At 64.0% G+C, this 15,573-nt stretch carries 13 protein-coding genes; 8 read left to right on the top strand and 5 right to left on the bottom strand.

What is annotated here, in order from left to right:
* From EN893_RS02990 to EN893_RS03000, 3 genes are all read right to left on the bottom strand, one after another.
* On the bottom strand, positions 1 to 1,769 hold a 1,769-nt coding region (locus EN893_RS02990; RefSeq protein ID WP_206640082.1), incomplete at its 3' end, for a helicase-related protein.
* Positions 1,770 to 2,488: 719 nt separating this feature from the next.
* Complete coding sequence (gene phbB, locus EN893_RS02995; protein ID WP_023814310.1) at positions 2,489 to 3,214, bottom strand: acetoacetyl-CoA reductase; 726 nt, start codon at positions 3,212 to 3,214, stop codon at positions 2,489 to 2,491.
* A gap of 127 nt (positions 3,215 to 3,341) precedes the next feature.
* Positions 3,342 to 4,520, bottom strand: coding sequence for an acetyl-CoA C-acetyltransferase (locus tag EN893_RS03000; RefSeq protein WP_127270160.1), 1,179 nt, complete (start codon positions 4,518 to 4,520; stop codon positions 3,342 to 3,344).
* A 301-nt stretch (positions 4,521 to 4,821) separates the two neighbouring features.
* Between EN893_RS03000 and phaR the strand changes: the two genes are divergently transcribed.
* Positions 4,822 to 5,433: a polyhydroxyalkanoate synthesis repressor PhaR gene (gene phaR, locus EN893_RS03005; RefSeq protein WP_027037157.1), complete on the top strand. Its 612-nt coding sequence runs from the start codon at positions 4,822 to 4,824 to the stop codon at positions 5,431 to 5,433.
* 21 nt (positions 5,434 to 5,454) lie between these two features.
* Here phaR and EN893_RS03010 read toward each other — a convergent pair whose 3' ends face one another.
* A complete protein-coding gene (locus EN893_RS03010; RefSeq protein ID WP_127270162.1) occupies positions 5,455 to 6,594 on the bottom strand; it encodes a citrate synthase in 1,140 nt (379 codons plus the stop codon).
* Between the two features lie 92 nt (positions 6,595 to 6,686).
* On the opposite strand from EN893_RS03010, the gene EN893_RS03015 reads away from it, so the two are divergent.
* The 3 genes from EN893_RS03015 (at position 6,687) to EN893_RS03025 (ending at position 9,924) form a co-directional block, all read left to right on the top strand.
* On the top strand, positions 6,687 to 7,775 hold the full coding sequence (locus tag EN893_RS03015) for a citrate synthase/methylcitrate synthase (RefSeq protein WP_127270164.1): 1,089 nt from the start codon (positions 6,687 to 6,689) through the stop codon (positions 7,773 to 7,775).
* Between the two features lie 186 nt (positions 7,776 to 7,961).
* The gene (locus tag EN893_RS03020) at positions 7,962 to 8,744 is read left to right on the top strand and encodes a 3-hydroxybutyrate dehydrogenase (RefSeq protein WP_127270166.1); all 783 of its coding nucleotides are present in this window, start codon (positions 7,962 to 7,964) and stop codon (positions 8,742 to 8,744) included.
* Positions 8,745 to 8,790: 46 nt separating this feature from the next.
* Positions 8,791 to 9,924 carry a patatin-like phospholipase family protein gene (locus EN893_RS03025; protein ID WP_127270167.1) on the top strand — a complete coding sequence of 378 codons (1,134 nt, stop codon included), beginning with the start codon at positions 8,791 to 8,793 and terminating at the stop codon, positions 9,922 to 9,924.
* Between the two features lie 33 nt (positions 9,925 to 9,957).
* Here EN893_RS03025 and EN893_RS03030 read toward each other — a convergent pair whose 3' ends face one another.
* Positions 9,958 to 10,554, bottom strand: coding sequence for a TetR/AcrR family transcriptional regulator (locus EN893_RS03030; protein WP_127266910.1), 597 nt, complete (start codon positions 10,552 to 10,554; stop codon positions 9,958 to 9,960).
* A gap of 122 nt (positions 10,555 to 10,676) precedes the next feature.
* On the opposite strand from EN893_RS03030, the gene EN893_RS03035 reads away from it, so the two are divergent.
* The 4 genes from EN893_RS03035 to EN893_RS03050 all read left to right on the top strand — a co-directional run bounded on the left by EN893_RS03035 (position 10,677) and on the right by EN893_RS03050 (position 15,346).
* On the top strand, positions 10,677 to 11,138 hold the full coding sequence (locus EN893_RS03035; protein WP_127266909.1) for a (2Fe-2S)-binding protein: 462 nt from the start codon (positions 10,677 to 10,679) through the stop codon (positions 11,136 to 11,138).
* Positions 11,139 to 11,140: 2 nt separating this feature from the next.
* Complete coding sequence (locus EN893_RS03040) at positions 11,141 to 13,414, top strand: molybdopterin cofactor-binding domain-containing protein (protein ID WP_127270169.1); 2,274 nt, start codon at positions 11,141 to 11,143, stop codon at positions 13,412 to 13,414.
* Positions 13,411 to 14,019, top strand: coding sequence for a hypothetical protein (locus EN893_RS03045; RefSeq protein WP_127266907.1), 609 nt, complete (start codon positions 13,411 to 13,413; stop codon positions 14,017 to 14,019). Before EN893_RS03040 ends, EN893_RS03045 begins: the two co-directional genes overlap by 4 nt.
* Positions 14,020 to 14,173: 154 nt before the next feature.
* Positions 14,174 to 15,346 (top strand): efflux RND transporter periplasmic adaptor subunit, encoded by a 1,173-nt coding sequence (locus tag EN893_RS03050; RefSeq protein WP_128361396.1) that lies wholly within the window; start codon positions 14,174 to 14,176, stop codon positions 15,344 to 15,346.
* The last annotated feature ends 227 nt before the right edge of the window (positions 15,347 to 15,573 follow it).

Raw genomic sequence — 15,573 nt, forward strand, 5'->3', positions numbered from 1 at the left:
AACCGCGGCTTCAGCGCGTCTCCGCCTGATACAAGCGTGCCGATCGGCGCGCCGATCCAGCGCAGCGTGCCGTCCGAGCCGAGCGCGATGTCGCCATTGGCGCAGGCGCCGAAGCGTTCGGCGCGCGATTCGAACTCGGCGGCCAGCGCCTTCTGGGCAGCGGTGCGCACCGCCTTGGCGTCTTCGCCGCCGGCGGTCTGGTCGGCGGTGAAGCGGAACCCTTGCAACTCGCCGACATGGTGGCCTTCGACAAGGACGGTTCCGGTAGGGCTAATTTCGGCTTCAGGCATGGTATTTTCTCTAAGGCGCCGCATGAGGACGGAAGTCCTGCGGTCTACGAAGCGTTTCGTCAACCGCTCATGCAGCGCATCCGACAATCTGTCTTCGATTTCGCGCGTCTTTTCCTGCCAGTGTGCCTGATCGGCCAGCCAGCCGGGCCGGTTCGACACGAATGTCCAGGTGCGGATCTGGGCTATGCGATGCGACAGCGTGTCAATGTCGCCCTCGGTGGTGTCGGCGCGGCGCACCTGCTCGGCCATGTAATTCTCGTCGACATGGCCGTGGCGTGCGAGGTCCGTGTAGATCGAGGCAATGAGGTCGGCATGCTGCGCCGGCGCGATCCTGCGGTAGTCGGGCAGCGCGCAGGCTTCCCACAGCAGCGCCACGCGCTTGGCATTGGTGGTGAGCGCGCGGATGTCTTCGTCGCGCGACAGATGCTCGAGCGCCTGTGCGTCGACGGCAGGCAATGCCCGCGTCAGTCCCTCGACCGGAGCGTTGGTCTCGATCGAGCGCTTCAGCGCGTCGAGGCTGGCAAAGTCGAAATGCGCGGTGCGCCACTGCAGCACCTTCACCGGATCGAAATCGTGGCCTTCGATCTTCTTGATCAGCTCTTCGTCGAGCGGGTCGACCTGGCCGGTGACACCGAAGGTGCCGTCACGCAGATGCCGGCCGGCGCGGCCGGCGATCTGGCCGAGCTCGGCCGCGGTCAGGTTGCGGTACTGGAAGCCATCGAACTTGCGGTTCTGGGCGAAGGCGACGTGGTCGAGATCGAGATTGAGACCCATGCCGATTGCGTCGGTAGCGATGAGGTAGTCGACATCGCCGGACTGGAACAGCGCCACCTGGGCGTTGCGGGTGCGCGGCGAGAGCGCGCCGAGCACGACGGCGGCACCGCCCTGCTGGCGGCGGATCAACTCGGCGATGGCGTAGACCTCGTCGGCGGAGAAGGCGACGATCGCCGTGCGCCGCGGCAGGCGGGTCAGCTTCTTGGAACCGGCATAGGCAAGATGCGACAGCCTCGGCCGCGTCACCACCGAGACACCCCTCAGCAGGCGCTGCAGGATGCCATGCATGGTGGCAGCACCCAGCAGCAGCGTTTCCTGACGGCCGCGAAGGTGCAGGATGCGATCGGTGAAGATGTGGCCGCGCTCGAGGTCACCGGCGAGCTGCACCTCGTCGATGGCGACAAAGGCGGCGTCGGTCTCGCGCGGCATGGCCTCGACGGTGCAGACCGAATATCTGGCGCCCGGCGGCTGGATCTTTTCCTCGCCGGTGATCAGCGCAACCTTGTGGGCGCCGACCTTTTCGCAGACGCGGGCGTAGACCTCGCGCGCCAGAAGTCTGAGCGGCAGGCCGATGATCCCACTCTCATGCGCCACCATGCGCTCGATGGCGAGATGGGTCTTGCCGGTGTTGGTCGGCCCGAGCACGGCGGTCACGTCGCGGCCCGACAGGATCAGCGGCTCTGTGTGTTTGGGCTGGATGTTCATCAACCTAGAATAAGGCTTCTGGGACCTGGAAATAAGGCTTCTGGCCTCTGGTTGTCGGGAGCGTGCCTCAAATGGCGCGTATGACAGGCGACACATAGGGATTTCGGGCGCGAAGCGAAAGCGGAATGTTCCGCCGGCGGCGAGAAGGTGGTTTTGTCAAGCTTCCAATCGGCTGCGGATTAACGGATAGAACGAGTCTGGAACGAATCGGCGACGAATCAGTGACTCCTGCAGATTCAGCTTTTGTTCACGGCTACATGTGGATTTCGCGGCCGCGAGTCGCACCACATGCTGAATCGCTGAACTGGCCCGTTTCATGCTAAGAGGGTGTTGCCGTTAACCTTTGCCTGGAAACAATCACGGCGGCTAGGCGCGCCTCAACCAACATGATGAAATTGTTGATCTTTCTTAACCTGCGTTAAGCAGTTGGGCAGACGATTCCGGCTGTCGTCGTTAACGTTCGGCTCATAGCCGGAACGAATCGGCGACGAATCAGCGATGGCGCGATTTTCCCGATTTGTTCACCCCAATATCTTGTGTTGTGAACAGCTTATCCACCGAGAATCCACAGGTTACGAAGCAGCTTTCGCACAGGGCGGCGGGTGGCTGTTAACCTCTGCGTGCCGAATTGGGTCAGCTACGGTCGCGAGCACGTCAAAGGGACCGTGCCGGAAACGGGCCGGTGTGCCGGCCCGTCGATCTCCTACATCGCCACGTCGTCAGGCGAAGTATTGGCCGCCATTGGCCGTGATGGTCGAGCCGGTGATGAAGCCGGCATCTTCGGATGCGAGGAAGACGACGCAGCGCGCGATCTCTTCCGGTTCGCCGAGGCGGCCGACGGGGATTTGTGGGATGATGCGGTCGTTGAGCACCCTCTCGTCAATCGCCTTGACCATCTCGGTGGCGATGTAGCCAGGGCAGATGACGTTGACGGTGATGCCGGCGCGTGCTCCCTCTTGAGCGAGAGCCTTGCTGAAACCGATGTCGCCGGCCTTGGCGGCGGAATAGTTGACCTGGCCGGCCTGGCCCTTCTGGCCGTTGATCGAGGAAATGGTGATGACGCGGCCGAACTTGCGGTCGCGCATGCCGCTCCACAGCGGATGCGTCATGTTGAAGACGCCGGACAGGTTGGTGTCGATGACCTCTTTCCACTGCTCGCGCGTGATCTTGTGGAACATGGCGTCGCGGGTGATGCCGGCATTGTTGACCAGCACCGAGACCGGGCCGAGATCGGCCTCGACCTGCTTGATGCCGGCGGCGCAGGAATCATAGTCGGCGACCGACCATTTGTAGACCGGAATGCCGGTCTCGGCCTTGAATTTCGCCGCTGCGGCGTCATTGCCGGCATAGTTCGCGGCAACCGAATAGCCGACGGTCTTCAATGCGATCGAGATCGCCGCGCCGATGCCGCGCGATCCGCCTGTGACGATTGCTACCTTGGTCATGCGTGTTCCCTCCCTTTGGTCGGGAGAGCGAATAGGGAGTAGCGAATAGCGAGTAGGGATCTACGTCCCGTCGCGCTGACGCAATTCTTCCCTATTGACTACTCCCTATTTGCTACTCACTTCTTTTTCAGAGTGCTTCGATGCACATGGCGACGCCCATGCCGCCGCCGATGCACAAGGTGGCGAGGCCTTTCTTGGCGCCGCGCCGGCGCATTTCGAAGACCAGCGTGTTGAAGACGCGGGCGCCGGACGCACCGATCGGGTGGCCGATGGCGATGGCGCCGCCATTGACGTTGACGATCGAGGGATCCCAGCCCATGTCCTTGTTGACGGCGCAGGCCTGTGCCGCAAAGGCCTCGTTGGCCTCGACCAGGTCGAGATCGCCGACCGACCAGCCGGCCTTTTCCAAGGCCTTGCGCGATGCTGGGATCGGGCCGGTGCCCATAATCTGCGGATCGACGCCGGCGGTTGCCCAGGACACGATGCGTGCCAGCGGGGTGATGCCGCGCCTCACCGCTTCCGCCTCGCTCATCAGCAGCGCGCCGGCGGCACCGTCATTGATGCCGGAGGCGTTGGCGGCGGTCACCGTGCCGTCCTTGTCGAAAGCCGGTTTCAGCTTGGTCATGGCGTCGATCGTGGCGCCGTGGCGAATGTATTCGTCCTGGTCGACGATGGTGTCGCCCTTCTTGCCCTTGATGGTGACGGCGACGATCTCGTCCTTGAACTTGCCGGCCTTCTGCGCGGCCTCGGCCTTGTTTTGCGAGGCGAGCGCGAACTGGTCCTGGTCTTCGCGGGTGATCTGGAACTGACGCGCGACGTTTTCGGCGGTGTTGCCCATGTGATAGCCGTTGAAGGCGTCCCACAGCCCGTCCTTGATCATGGTGTCGATCAGCTTGAAGTCGCCCATCTTGACGCCGGCGCGCAGGTGCTGGGCATGCGTCGAAAGCGACATCGATTCTTGGCCGCCGGCGATGATCACCTTGGCGTCGCCGATGGCGATCTGCTGCATGCCGAGCGCAATGGCACGCAGGCCCGAGCCGCAAACCTGATTGAGGCCCCAGGCTGTGGTTTCCTTGGGCAGGCCGGCATTGATCGATGCCTGGCGGGCCGGGTTCTGGCCTTGCGCGGCGGTCAGCACCTGGCCGAGGATGACCTCGTCGACCTCGCCTGGTTCGACACCGGCACGCGACAGCAATTCCCTGATGACGACGGCGCCGAGTTCATGCGCAGGGGTGGCGGCGAAGGCGCCGTTGAAGGAGCCGACCGGCGTGCGCGCCGCACTGGCAATGACGATGGAAGCGGACATTTTCTTCTCCAGACTTCAAGGGTGTTGCTCTGTCGTTGGGGACTTTTCTTGCCCTTTCCCAACCCCAAGTCAAACCGGAAATGGGCATGGCGCCCATGCGCCGCAAGCAGGCCGTGCCTTGCCAGGGCGACCATTCGTCCATTGCTGCGCAGCATATTTTGCCTGCTATGCAGCATTTAGTGATCCCGCACTGCACAAACTGCTTGGAATTGTGAAGCTTTTGCGCATATCCTCAAAAAAAAGGCACAATCGTTATCGGCGGCTTGCTCAGAGGCGCGCCGGTGTCCCCGGGAGGATGTAGATGGCCGCTAAAGACGATCCGATCATCATCAAGAAATACGCCAATCGCCGCCTCTACAACACCGGCACCAGCACCTATGTGACGCTCGAGGACCTCGCCGAGATGGTCAAGAAGGGCGAGGAGTTCACCGTCCAGGACGCCAAGACCGGCGACGACATCACGCATCCGGTGCTGACACAGATCATCTTCGAACTGGAGAACAAGGACGGGCAGAACATGCTGCCGATCCCGTTCCTGCGCCAGCTCATCGCTTATTACGGCGACCAGATGCAGATGATCGTGCCGAGCTTCCTCGAACAGTCGATGCTTGCCTTTTCCAAGGAGCAGGAGCGCTTTCGCGAGCAGATGAAGGGGGCGATCGGCAAGTCGCCGCTCGACATGATGAAGATCACCACGCCGATCAAGGCGCTGGAGGAACAGACACGCCGCAACATGGAAATGTTCCAGAATGCGATGCGGCTGTTCACGCCGTTCCCGCCCGCCGGCACCGCGCCAGCCGCCGCGCCATCGCCCGAGCCGGCCAGGAAGGAAACGTCAGAAAAACCCGACGATCTTCAGGAACTGAAGGACCAGATCGCGGCCATGCAGCGCAAGCTCGACACGATGTCCTGAGCGCTTGGCGCTCTTGCAACCCTACACCAGCACGCCCTCATAGCGGCCGCGCGGCCTGATGACACTTCCGCTTGTGATCTGTTCGACCGTGTGCTCGGCCCAGCCGACGCTGCGTGCGAGCGCAAACAGGCGAAACGGCGCATCGCGCGGCAAGCCGAGGCTGCGCGTCAGCGCTGCCAGCCCAAAGTCGATATTGGGAAGCGCGCCGGTCGCCGCAAGGGCAGCATCGCGCAGCGAAGATAGTGTGCCGTCAACCTCGATCACCGACAGAAGCGCCGCCCCTCGGGGATCGCCGTCAGGATAGAGCTGATGACCGAACCCCGGCAATGGCCGGTCGTGGCTGAGCCAGCGCCGGATCGTCGCATCGGCGCCATGTCGGGCCGCATCCTCGGCCAGTTGCATCACCGCCTCGCCGGCACCGCCATGGCGAGGGCCTGACAGCGTCGCGAGCCCGGCCAGCAGGCAAGCGGCCAGCGGCGCGCCGGTCGAGGCTGCGACGCGCGCGGCGAAGGTCGACGCATTCAGTTCATGATCGGCAAGCAGGACAAGCGCGCGGCGGATCGCATTGGCGCCGCCGGCGTCCACCGACCAGGCCTGCGCCAGCCGCTGATGGACGGGATCTGGTCCTGCCGGTGCGCCCAGCGCGGCGACCAGCACGCCGACAGCGTGCGCGGCATCGGCATGCAGCGAGGCCCGGTTGCGCCCAAGCGACGGGCGCCCTTGGCCGGCAAGCACGGCAAGTTGCGCAAAAGCCGAGGCCCGGCCGGCTTGATGGGGCACATCCGGCGACGGTGCTTCGAAAGCCACCGGTTCCGGCAGAGCCCAGAGAATGGCGGCGGCTTCTTCCAGTGTGGCGTGCCCGGAGAGCACTGCGGCGTCCTGCCCGCGATAGATGAGCCGACCGTGCGAGACGGTCGAAATCGCCGTTGCGATTGAGGGTTCGCCCCAGGCAATGGCGCTTTCAGCGATGACTGATGGGCTCCGTCCGCGCGCCCGGCGGGTCGCCAGTGCGGCGATATCGTCGGCGCGGTACTGGCTGCGGCGCGGATCGGCGCGGTCGGGCCGCATGCCGATGCGCCCACGGCTGACATAGGCGTACAGCGTCTGCGCCCGCACCTTGAGGCGCTCAAGCGCCTCTTCCCGGGACAACCACTCGGACATATCGAGCCCTGATATTGATTCTATTGATCAAGATTGATGGAAACGTTGCCCATCTCTATCTCCGATCCGGAAATGCTTCAAGGAGACAGGCTATGGCGAATGGGCTCGATGACGTGGTGGCGGCGGAAACCGTGCTTTCCGATGTGGATGGTCTTGGTGGCCGTCTGACGATCCGAGGTCATTCGCTGCCGGAGCTGGCCGGCCGCTTGAACTATGCCCAGGTGATGCGGCTGCTGCTCGACGGCTTCTTCGACGACCTTCCCGATGAGGCGCAACTGACGCGGGCACTGGGCCAGGCACGCGCTGAGGTGTTCGAACGGCTCTTGCCCTCGCTGCCCCTGCTGGCGTCGCTCGATGTTTACAGCGCCATGCGCGCCGGCATGGCGCTGCTGCCGGACGGCGAGACCTTGACCGATGCCTTGCTGCTCATCGCAGCGCCCGCCGTGCTGACGCCGGCCCTGCTGCGCCTGCAGCGCGGCGAGCAGCCGATCGCGCCGGACAGCCGCGCCGATCATGCCGCCGACATGCTGAGGATGCTGAGCGGCAGCGTCGCCTCGACGGCGCTGGCGAAGGCGCTCGATACCTATCTCGTGACCGTCTGCGATCATGGCCTCAATGCGTCGACCTTTGCGACGCGCGTGGTGGCCTCGACGCAGGCCGGCCTGACATCCTCCGTGCTGGCCGGGCTCGGCGCGCTAAAGGGGCCGCTGCATGGCGGGGCGCCCGGTCCGGTGATCGAGATGCTGGATGCGATCCAGGCGCATGGCGATGCCGCCGGCTGGCTTCGCGACGAGATCTCGCACGGCAGGCGCATCATGGGTTTCGGGCACCGCATCTACCGTGTGCGCGATCCGCGCGCCGATGTGCTGAAGGCCGTCGTGCGGCAACTCGGCGGCGAGGGCGAAACCGGCCGCCGGCTGGCATTCGCGGAGACAGTGGAACAGGTAGCGCTCGACGTGCTGCGGATCGCCAAGCCGTCGCGCTCGCTGCAGACCAATGTCGAGTTCTACACCGCGCTGCTGTTGGAGGCGGCGGGCTTTCCGCCACAAACCTTCAGCAATGTCTTTGCCGCTGGGCGCGTCGCCGGCTGGATCGCGCATGCGCGCGAACAGCAGACGACCGGGCGGCTGATCCGCCCGCAGTCGCACTATGTCGGGCCGGTGCCGGAGCTGGCTGCCTGAGGCTTATCGGCGCCTGGCGAGCGACCGGCGATCCAAACGATATCCTCCTGGTGAGCGGCCGTGTGGCCGCTCATGACGAAAATTTCATCTCCTCAAAAATTCTGGCCGCTGTTATTGCGTCGCATTGAGCATATATGCTGCAGTGCAACATAAGCTCGCTCTTGCCGCAACCAGAGGACTCCGCCCTTGGCCGCCAGAAAAACCGCAGTCATCACCGGCTCCACATCGGGCATTGGCCTGGCCATCGCCCAGGCGTTGGCGGCCGAAGGCCATAATGTCGTCGTCAACTCTTTCTCCGACACGGCCGCCGACCACGCCATCACTGATGCGATCGCCAAACACCACGGGGTGAAAACCGCCTACATCAAGGCGGACATGTCGAAACCGGCGGAATGCCGGGCGCTTGTCGCCAAGGCGGCTGAGACATTCGGATCGGTCGATATCCTCGTCAACAATGCCGGCATCCAGCATGTCGCGCCGGTTGAGGACTTTCCGATCGAGAAATGGGACGCCATCATCGCCATCAACCTGTCGTCGGCGTTCCACACCATTGCAGCCGCGATCCCGCTGATGAAGGAGGCCGGCGGTGGCCGGATCGTCAACATCGCCTCGGCGCACGGCCTGGTCGCGTCGCCGTTCAAATCGGCCTATGTCTCGGCGAAGCATGGCATCATGGGTTTGACCAAGACCGTTGCACTCGAACTGGCGCGTGAAAAAATTACCTGCAACGCCATCTGCCCCGGATATGTGCTGACGCCGCTGGTCGAGGCGCAGATCCCCGACCAGATGAAAGCCCATCAGATGGATCGCGAGACCGTCATCCGTGAGGTCATGCTGGACAAGCAGCCGACCAAGGAATTCGTCACGGTGGAGCAGATCGCGGCAGCGGCGGTGTTCCTGTGCTCGGACGCGGCAGCGCAGGTCAACGGCACGCATCTCTCGGTCGATGGCGGCTGGACCGCCGCGTGAGGCGCAAAATCTTCTCATCTATCCAAAACGAACCAAGGACGACGCCATGACCAAAAACGGCAAGGCGGAGGAGACAAAGAAGAAGATCAACATCGCGCTTCAGGGCGGCGGCTCGCACGGGGCCTTTTCCTGGGGTGTGCTCGACCGCCTGCTGGAGGACGGACGGCTGGAGATATCAGCAGTGTCCGGCACCAGCGCCGGCGCCATGAACGCAGTGGCGCTGGCCGACGGATATGTGCGCGGAGGTGTCGAGGGAGCGCGGCAGAAACTTGACGATTTCTGGCGCGCGGTGGCGGCCAAGGGCCGGTTCAGCCCGGTACACCGCATGCCGTGGGATGTCGCCTGGGGCAACTGGTCGATCGAGAATACGCCTGGCTATGTCTTCTTCGACACCATGTCGCGGGTGTTCTCGCCCTATGTCGCCAATCCGCTCGGCTTCAACCCGCTGCGCGACGTGGTTCAGCAGGAGATCGATTTCGACAATGTCCGCGCCTGCAAGTCAATGGAACTGTTCATCTCGGCGACCAATGTCGAGACCGGACAGTTGCGCGTCTTTTCCGATGGCGAGATCGACCTCGACACGGTGATGGCCTCGGCCTGCCTGCCGCAACTGTTCCGTGCTGTCGAGATCAAGGGGGTGCCCTATTGGGATGGCGGCTATGGCGGCAACCCGGCGCTTTATCCGTTCTTCAAGACGGCTGCGACCGAGGACGTGCTTCTGGTGCAGATCAATCCGGTGGTGCGGGAGGGAACACCAAGAAGCGCCAACGAGATCCAGAACCGCATCGACGAGATCGCCTTCAACGCCGGGTTGCTGCGCGAATTCCGCTCGATCGCCTTCGTCAAGGAACTGATCGCCGCCGGCCGTCTGCCGCATGGCGAGTATCGCGATATCCGCATGCACCGCATCGATGCCGACGAGGCGTTCAAGGACCTGTCGGCGTCCTCGAAGGTCAACGCCGAATGGGCGTTTCTGACCTACCTGCGTGATCTCGGCCGCACCGCCGCCAGCGACTGGCTGGAAGAGAATTACGAGGCCGTCGGCAAGCGACCGACGCTCGATCTCTCCGGCGAACTCGATGACGGCTTCAAGCCGGTGCGCGGTCCGGCACCTGGCCGGCGGGTCAAGGAATTTCTTGCGGCGCGCAAGAACCCGGAGGCAGAGCGCCGGCGCGCCTGAGCGACCAATCAATGTGCATCGATTGGTCCGCAATCATGCCTTCAAGGTCAGGTCGATCACCCTGATCAGGGCAGCGGCCGCCTGCCGCTGTCCCTCCGGATCTCTGATCCGCGCCTTCATGCCTTCCAGCCCGTCGAGCAGCATGTCGGCAAGCAGTTGCGCCGACAGGCCTCTGGCCGCCAGGTCGACGCCGTTCCTGGCTGCCTCGCGCTCTATCGCGGTGCCGATGTGTTGGCCAAGCCCGCCGCGCCAGCAGCCTACCAGATCGCCAAGGCTCGATTTCATGTCCAGCAATTCGGCGCCGTGCGGCGAAGCAACGACCGCGCCCATCATCGAGATGAATGCCTCGTCGATGGCCCGCATCATGCGCTCGGTGAAAGGGCCGTCGCCGGATAGGGCAATCTTTGCCGCCTCGACCGAGCGTGACAGGATCATCATGGCGATGGCGCGGAAAATGTCGGTCTTGTTCTTGAACAGGAGATAGAGCGCCGGACGCGACATGTCTGCGGCGCGGGCGATGTCGTCCATGGTGGTGCGAGTGAAGCCATAGGCCAAAAACACCTTCATCGCGCCATCCAGGATGCGGACGCGTTTGGGATCTGTGGCGGCGATGTCTTCGATCCGGTTCATGGAGCAATTCTATCCTGCAAAATCCTATTTGACAAAATGACGAAATTTGTCAATCTGTATCGGAGCGAAACGGTCGAGAGGACGCTTCGCCTTGGCAGTGGACGACAACAAAGGGTATCCCCATGCGCCTTACCGTCGACGGTCAGTCTTTCGATATCGATGCCGATCCTGACATGCCGCTGCTGTGGGCGCTGCGCGATCTCATTGGCAAGACAGGGCCGAAATTCGGCTGCGGCATCGCCGCCTGCGGCGCCTGCACAGTTCATGTCGACGGTCAGCCGGTGCGTTCCTGCTCGCTCCCGGTTGGGCAGGTCAGCGGCGCTATCACGACCATTGAAGGCATCGGCACGGCGGGGAAGCTGCATCCGGTGCAGCAGGCATGGCTGGAGGAACAGGTCGCGCAATGCGGCTACTGCCAGGCCGGCCAGATCATGAGCGCGGTGGCGCTGCTCGACGAAGTCGCCAACCCAAGCGATGCCGACATCGACAATGCCATGGGCGGCAATCTCTGCCGCTGCGGCACCTATCCCAAAATCCGCTCGGCCATCAAGAAGGCCGCGGCGCTCAAGACGGCGGGTCTCTGACCATGGCCAGTGTCGGAAAGATCGCCCGCCGCACGTTTCTGATCGGCGCTGCCGCCGTCGCGGGCGGCGTTGCCGTCGGCTATTACTACTATCGCAAGCCTTTTCCGAACCCGCTCGAGGCCGAACTCGGCAAGGGCGAGGCGACGTTCAACCCCTATGTGAAGATCGGCGCCGACAACACCATCACCATCGTCGCGCCGCGCGCCGAGATGGGGCAAGGCATCTCGACGACGCTTGCCGCCATGGTCGCCGAAGAGCTCGATGTCGGCCTTGACCGGGTCAAGGTCGAGCATGGACCAGCATCCCATGCCTACTACAACGCCGCGATCCTCGAGGAGGGCGGTCCGTTCGCCTTCTTCGACGAGAGCATGACCGCGCAGGCGGTGCGCTCGGGTCTCGGCGTGGCCGGCAAGTTCCTTGCCCTGCAGGGCACCGGCGGTTCGGCTTCGACACGCGATGGTTTTGACAAGATGCGGCAAGCGGGTGCCGCTGCCCGGCAGATGCTGATCGCGGCTGCGGCGCAAGAACTGGGTGTTGCCGCAGCCGATCTGGAAACGGCCGACGGTTCGATCCTGCACAAGGCGTCGGGCAAGTCGCTGACCTATGGCGCGGTCGCCGCGGCCGCCGCCGCGATGGCGTCGCCGGCCGAAGTCAGGCTCAAGGACCGGGCCGACTGGAAACTGCTGGGAAAACCGCAGAAGCGCATCGACATGCTGGCCAAGGTGACCGGGGCGCCGATCTTCGGCATCGATGTCAGGCTGCCGGACATGGTCTACGGCACTGTCAAGATGAGCCCGCGCTTCTGGGCCAAGCCGGTCAAGGCGGACCTTTCCAGGGCCGAAAAAATGCCCGGCGTGATCAAGATCGTGCCGCTCGAGACGAATTACGGCCATGGCTTCGGCATCATCGCCGACAACACATGGGCGGCGTTCAAGGCCGCCGAGGCGATCGACGCCCAGTGGGCCGATCCCGAATATCCGCTCAGCAGCGCCGGCATATCCGATGTCGTGAAGCAGGCGCTCGGCACCAAGGGCTCGGTGATGCGCGACAATGGCGACGTCGACACCGCCTTTGCCGACGCGCCGCGTGAAAGGATCGTCGAGGCCGACTATGCCGTGCCCTATCTGGCGCATGCGACGATGGAGCCGATGAACGCCACGGCGCAGCTCAGGGACGGCGCGCTCGACATCTGGTGCGGCAACCAGGCGCCGACCCTGGTGCGGCAGCTTTGCGCCAACGCGGTCGGCATCGGGCAGGACAAGATCAATGTGCACACCACCTTCATGGGCGGCGGTTTCGGCCGGCGCGTCGAGGTGGATTACGCACTGTGCGCCGCGCTGATGGCCAGGGAGACGGGCGGGCGTCCGGTCAAGGTGACCTGGACGCGTGAAGAAGACATGCGCCACGACGCCTACCGGCCGGCCGCTATCGGCAAGTTCCAGGCGCGGCTCGGCGACGATGGCATGCCGGTCGCGCTCGACATGAGGATGGCCTCGCCATCGGTGATTGCCGGCATGCTGCGCCGGCTGTTTCCCTCGATATCGCCGCTCGGTCCCGACAAGAGCATCGTCGACGGCGCCTATGACCAGCCCTACACCATCCCGAATTACCGGGTCAGCGGTGTCGCGGCGCCGGTCTCCATCCCCGTCGGCTCCTGGCGCTCGGTCGGCAGTTCGGTCAACGGCTTCTTCCATGAGGGCTTCATGGACGAGATCGCCGTCGCCGGGAAAATCGATCCGGTCGAGATGCGCAAGAGACTGATGGCTGCCTATCCTTCGGCGGTGAAGGTGGTGGAGAAAGTCGCCGCGATGGCGAAATGGGGTGAGGCGCTGCCCGCCGGCAAGGCCAGGGGTATGGCCTTCACCCTGTCCTTCGGCAGTTGGGTCGGCGAGATCGTCCAGGTGGCGGACACGCCGGCCGGAATCCGTATCGAGAAGGTGTGGATCGCCGCCGATGTCGGCACCGCGCTCGATCCCGGCATCATCGAGGCGCAGTTGATCTCGGCGGCCATCTACGGTCTTTCGGCGGCGATGGGGCAGGAAATCACCTTCGCCGACGGCATGGTCGAACAGTCGAACTTCCACGATTTCGACGCCATGCGGATCTTCCAGTGCCCGGTATTCGAAGTTGCCATCCTGGAAAACTTCCACAGGATGGGCGGCCTCGGCGAGGTCGGCACACCGCCGGCGGCTCCGGCGCTCGCCAACGCCATCTTCGCGCTCACCGGAAAGCGCATCCGCACGCTGCCGCTGTCGAAAGCGGTAGCCTTCGCATGAAGAAGCTCGTCATCATGCTGACGCCTGCTGCCATGCTTGTGCTCGCAGCACCGTTTGCGATCGCGCAAGAGAGCCAGACGCCGGCGCCGGTGGCAGTCGACACAGCAAAAGCCCTGTCCGAATGGGACAAGGTCTATGCGGTGTTCTCGCATCCGCGCTGCGCTGACTGTCATGTCGCGGACGAGCGACCGCGCTGGTCGGGTGCGCATTACGGCGGCACGCGCGTGCACGCCTTCAATGTCCAGCGCGGTGCTGACGGGCCGGGCTTCGGCAGTCCGGGCCTGCGTTGCATGACTTGCCATTTCTCCAGCAATTCCAAGGCATTGCACGGGCCGCCCGGGGCCGAGAACTGGCATCTGGCGCCAGCCGAGATGGCCTGGTTCGGCAAGTCCTCGGCCGAAATCTGCGCCCAGATCAAGGATCCCTTGCGCAATGGCAACCGCAGCTTGAAGGACATCGCGGTGCATGTTCGCGACGACAGACTGGTCGCCTGGGGCTGGGCGCCGGGATCGGGTCGTGAACCGGCTCCGGGCTCCGCCGAAGCGACCTATCAAGCGATCGAAAACTGGGCGGCGGCGGGCGCATCTTGCCCGGTGGCGCAATGATCTTGCAACTTTCAGACTATATTGCGGTGCAACTTTGATGTAGAAGCGCGCTTCGCCGATCACGGCAAATTGAACACGGCCCGGCGCGCACCCATATCGGCGACGCGCCCGCGTTATGAGGACGCTGGCCGAACCCGCAGTGGAAAAAACGACGATGAGAATCAGGCTTCACAAGCTTGCAGCCGTTGTTGTGCTCATTGGTTTCGCGGCGTGGATGGCGACAGGCGAGTTTTCGTCAGTCGGCAGCGTAGCCGCCAACAAAGCCAAGGCAGCCGAAGCCGAACAGGCCAAGGCGCCCGATGCGGCGAAGCCGAAGCAGGCGGAAGCCGAGCCGAAGGCACCGCTGCGCACGGTCGCTGTGGTGACGCCGCCACGCAAGACCTATGCACGCGCCATCCGCATTTCCGGGCTGACCGAAGCCGACAAGCGGGCGGTGCTGGCGACGCGCGTCGCCGGTGTCATCGACAAGCTGCCTGTCAAGCAAGGCGATCACGTCAAGACGGGGGATCTGGTGCTGATGCTTGCGGCGGAAGAAAAGATCTCGATGGTCGACAACGCCAAGCAATTGGTGGTGCAGCGTCAGGCCGAGCTGGACGCAGCCTTGCGGCTGATGAAATCAGGCAATCTGCCGAAGCTGCAGCTCGACACCGCGCGCTCGAACCTGACCTCGGCGCAGTCGCAACTGGAAACGGCACAGGCCGAACTCGACCGCAACGAGGTGAAGGCGCCTTTCGACGGCGTTATCGACCGGGTGCCGGTGGAACTTGGCAGCTCCATCATGCAAGGCGGCGAGGTGGCGACCATCCTCAAGCTCGATCCGGTGATTGCTCGCGGCGAAGTCAGCGAGCGCGATCTCGGCTACCTCAAGCTCGGCGACAAGGCCACCATACGGCTGGTCAGCGGCCAGACCGTCCAAGGCACCGTGCGCTACATCAGCCGCGACGCCTCGTCGGCGACCCGCACCTTCCGCGTCGAGGTTGCCGTCCCCAATGCCGACGGCTCCGTGCCGGCCGGCATGACGGCGGAAATCGCGCTCAACGCACAGCCGACCGACGCGGTGCTGCTGCCGCGCTCGGTTGTGACGCTCGGCGACAAGGGCGACCTCGGCATCCGTGCCGTGAGCAAGGACAACAAGGTGGCGTTCTTCCCCATCGACCTCGTCGACGACACGCCGACAGGCCTCGTCCTCGGCGGCATACCGGCCGACGCCCGCATCATCGTCGCCGGCCAGGAACTGGTGAAGGAAGGCGATCTGGTCAATCCGGTCGAGGCCGACCAAGCGATCATCAAGAAGCTGCTCGGCGAAGCGACGGCCGGCACGCAGTAGCAAGAGATCGCGACGGACTAGCCCTGGGCGGGGACAATCGGCTGCGACGCAGCTCGTGAAAATTCAAGAACAGGCGTTAGCCATGGATATCGTCAGACTCGCAATCAACAATGCCCGCCTGACCATTTCGGTCCTCGTCTTCCTTCTGCTGGCGGGCTGGGTCGCATATCAGGCGACGCCAAAGGAAGCGGAGCCCGACGTTCCGATTCCGATGATGTATGTCAGCC

It is taken from the genome of Mesorhizobium sp. M7A.F.Ca.CA.004.04.2.1, from assembly GCF_004022825.1.
In the GTDB taxonomy this organism is placed as follows: domain Bacteria; phylum Pseudomonadota; class Alphaproteobacteria; order Rhizobiales; family Rhizobiaceae; genus Mesorhizobium.

What these genes read in the sequence shown, in the direction of transcription:
- phbB (WP_023814310.1), bottom strand. Translation starts at nt 3,214, where the DNA reads ATGACCAAGGTAGCAATCGTCACAGGCGGATCGCGCGGCATCGGCGCG.
- EN893_RS03000 (WP_127270160.1), bottom strand. Translation starts at nt 4,520, where the DNA reads ATGTCCGCTTCCATCGTCATTGCCAGTGCGGCGCGCACGCCGGTCGGC.
- phaR (WP_027037157.1), top strand. Translation starts at nt 4,822, where the DNA reads ATGGCCGCTAAAGACGATCCGATCATCATCAAGAAATACGCCAATCGC.
- EN893_RS03010 (WP_127270162.1), bottom strand. Translation starts at nt 6,594, where the DNA reads ATGTCCGAGTGGTTGTCCCGGGAAGAGGCGCTTGAGCGCCTCAAGGTG.
- EN893_RS03015 (WP_127270164.1), top strand. Translation starts at nt 6,687, where the DNA reads ATGGCGAATGGGCTCGATGACGTGGTGGCGGCGGAAACCGTGCTTTCC.
- EN893_RS03025 (WP_127270167.1), top strand. Translation starts at nt 8,791, where the DNA reads ATGACCAAAAACGGCAAGGCGGAGGAGACAAAGAAGAAGATCAACATC.
- EN893_RS03030 (WP_127266910.1), bottom strand. Translation starts at nt 10,554, where the DNA reads ATGAACCGGATCGAAGACATCGCCGCCACAGATCCCAAACGCGTCCGC.
- EN893_RS03035 (WP_127266909.1), top strand. Translation starts at nt 10,677, where the DNA reads ATGCGCCTTACCGTCGACGGTCAGTCTTTCGATATCGATGCCGATCCT.
- EN893_RS03040 (WP_127270169.1), top strand. Translation starts at nt 11,141, where the DNA reads ATGGCCAGTGTCGGAAAGATCGCCCGCCGCACGTTTCTGATCGGCGCT.
- EN893_RS03045 (WP_127266907.1), top strand. Translation starts at nt 13,411, where the DNA reads ATGAAGAAGCTCGTCATCATGCTGACGCCTGCTGCCATGCTTGTGCTC.
- EN893_RS03050 (WP_128361396.1), top strand. Translation starts at nt 14,174, where the DNA reads ATGAGAATCAGGCTTCACAAGCTTGCAGCCGTTGTTGTGCTCATTGGT.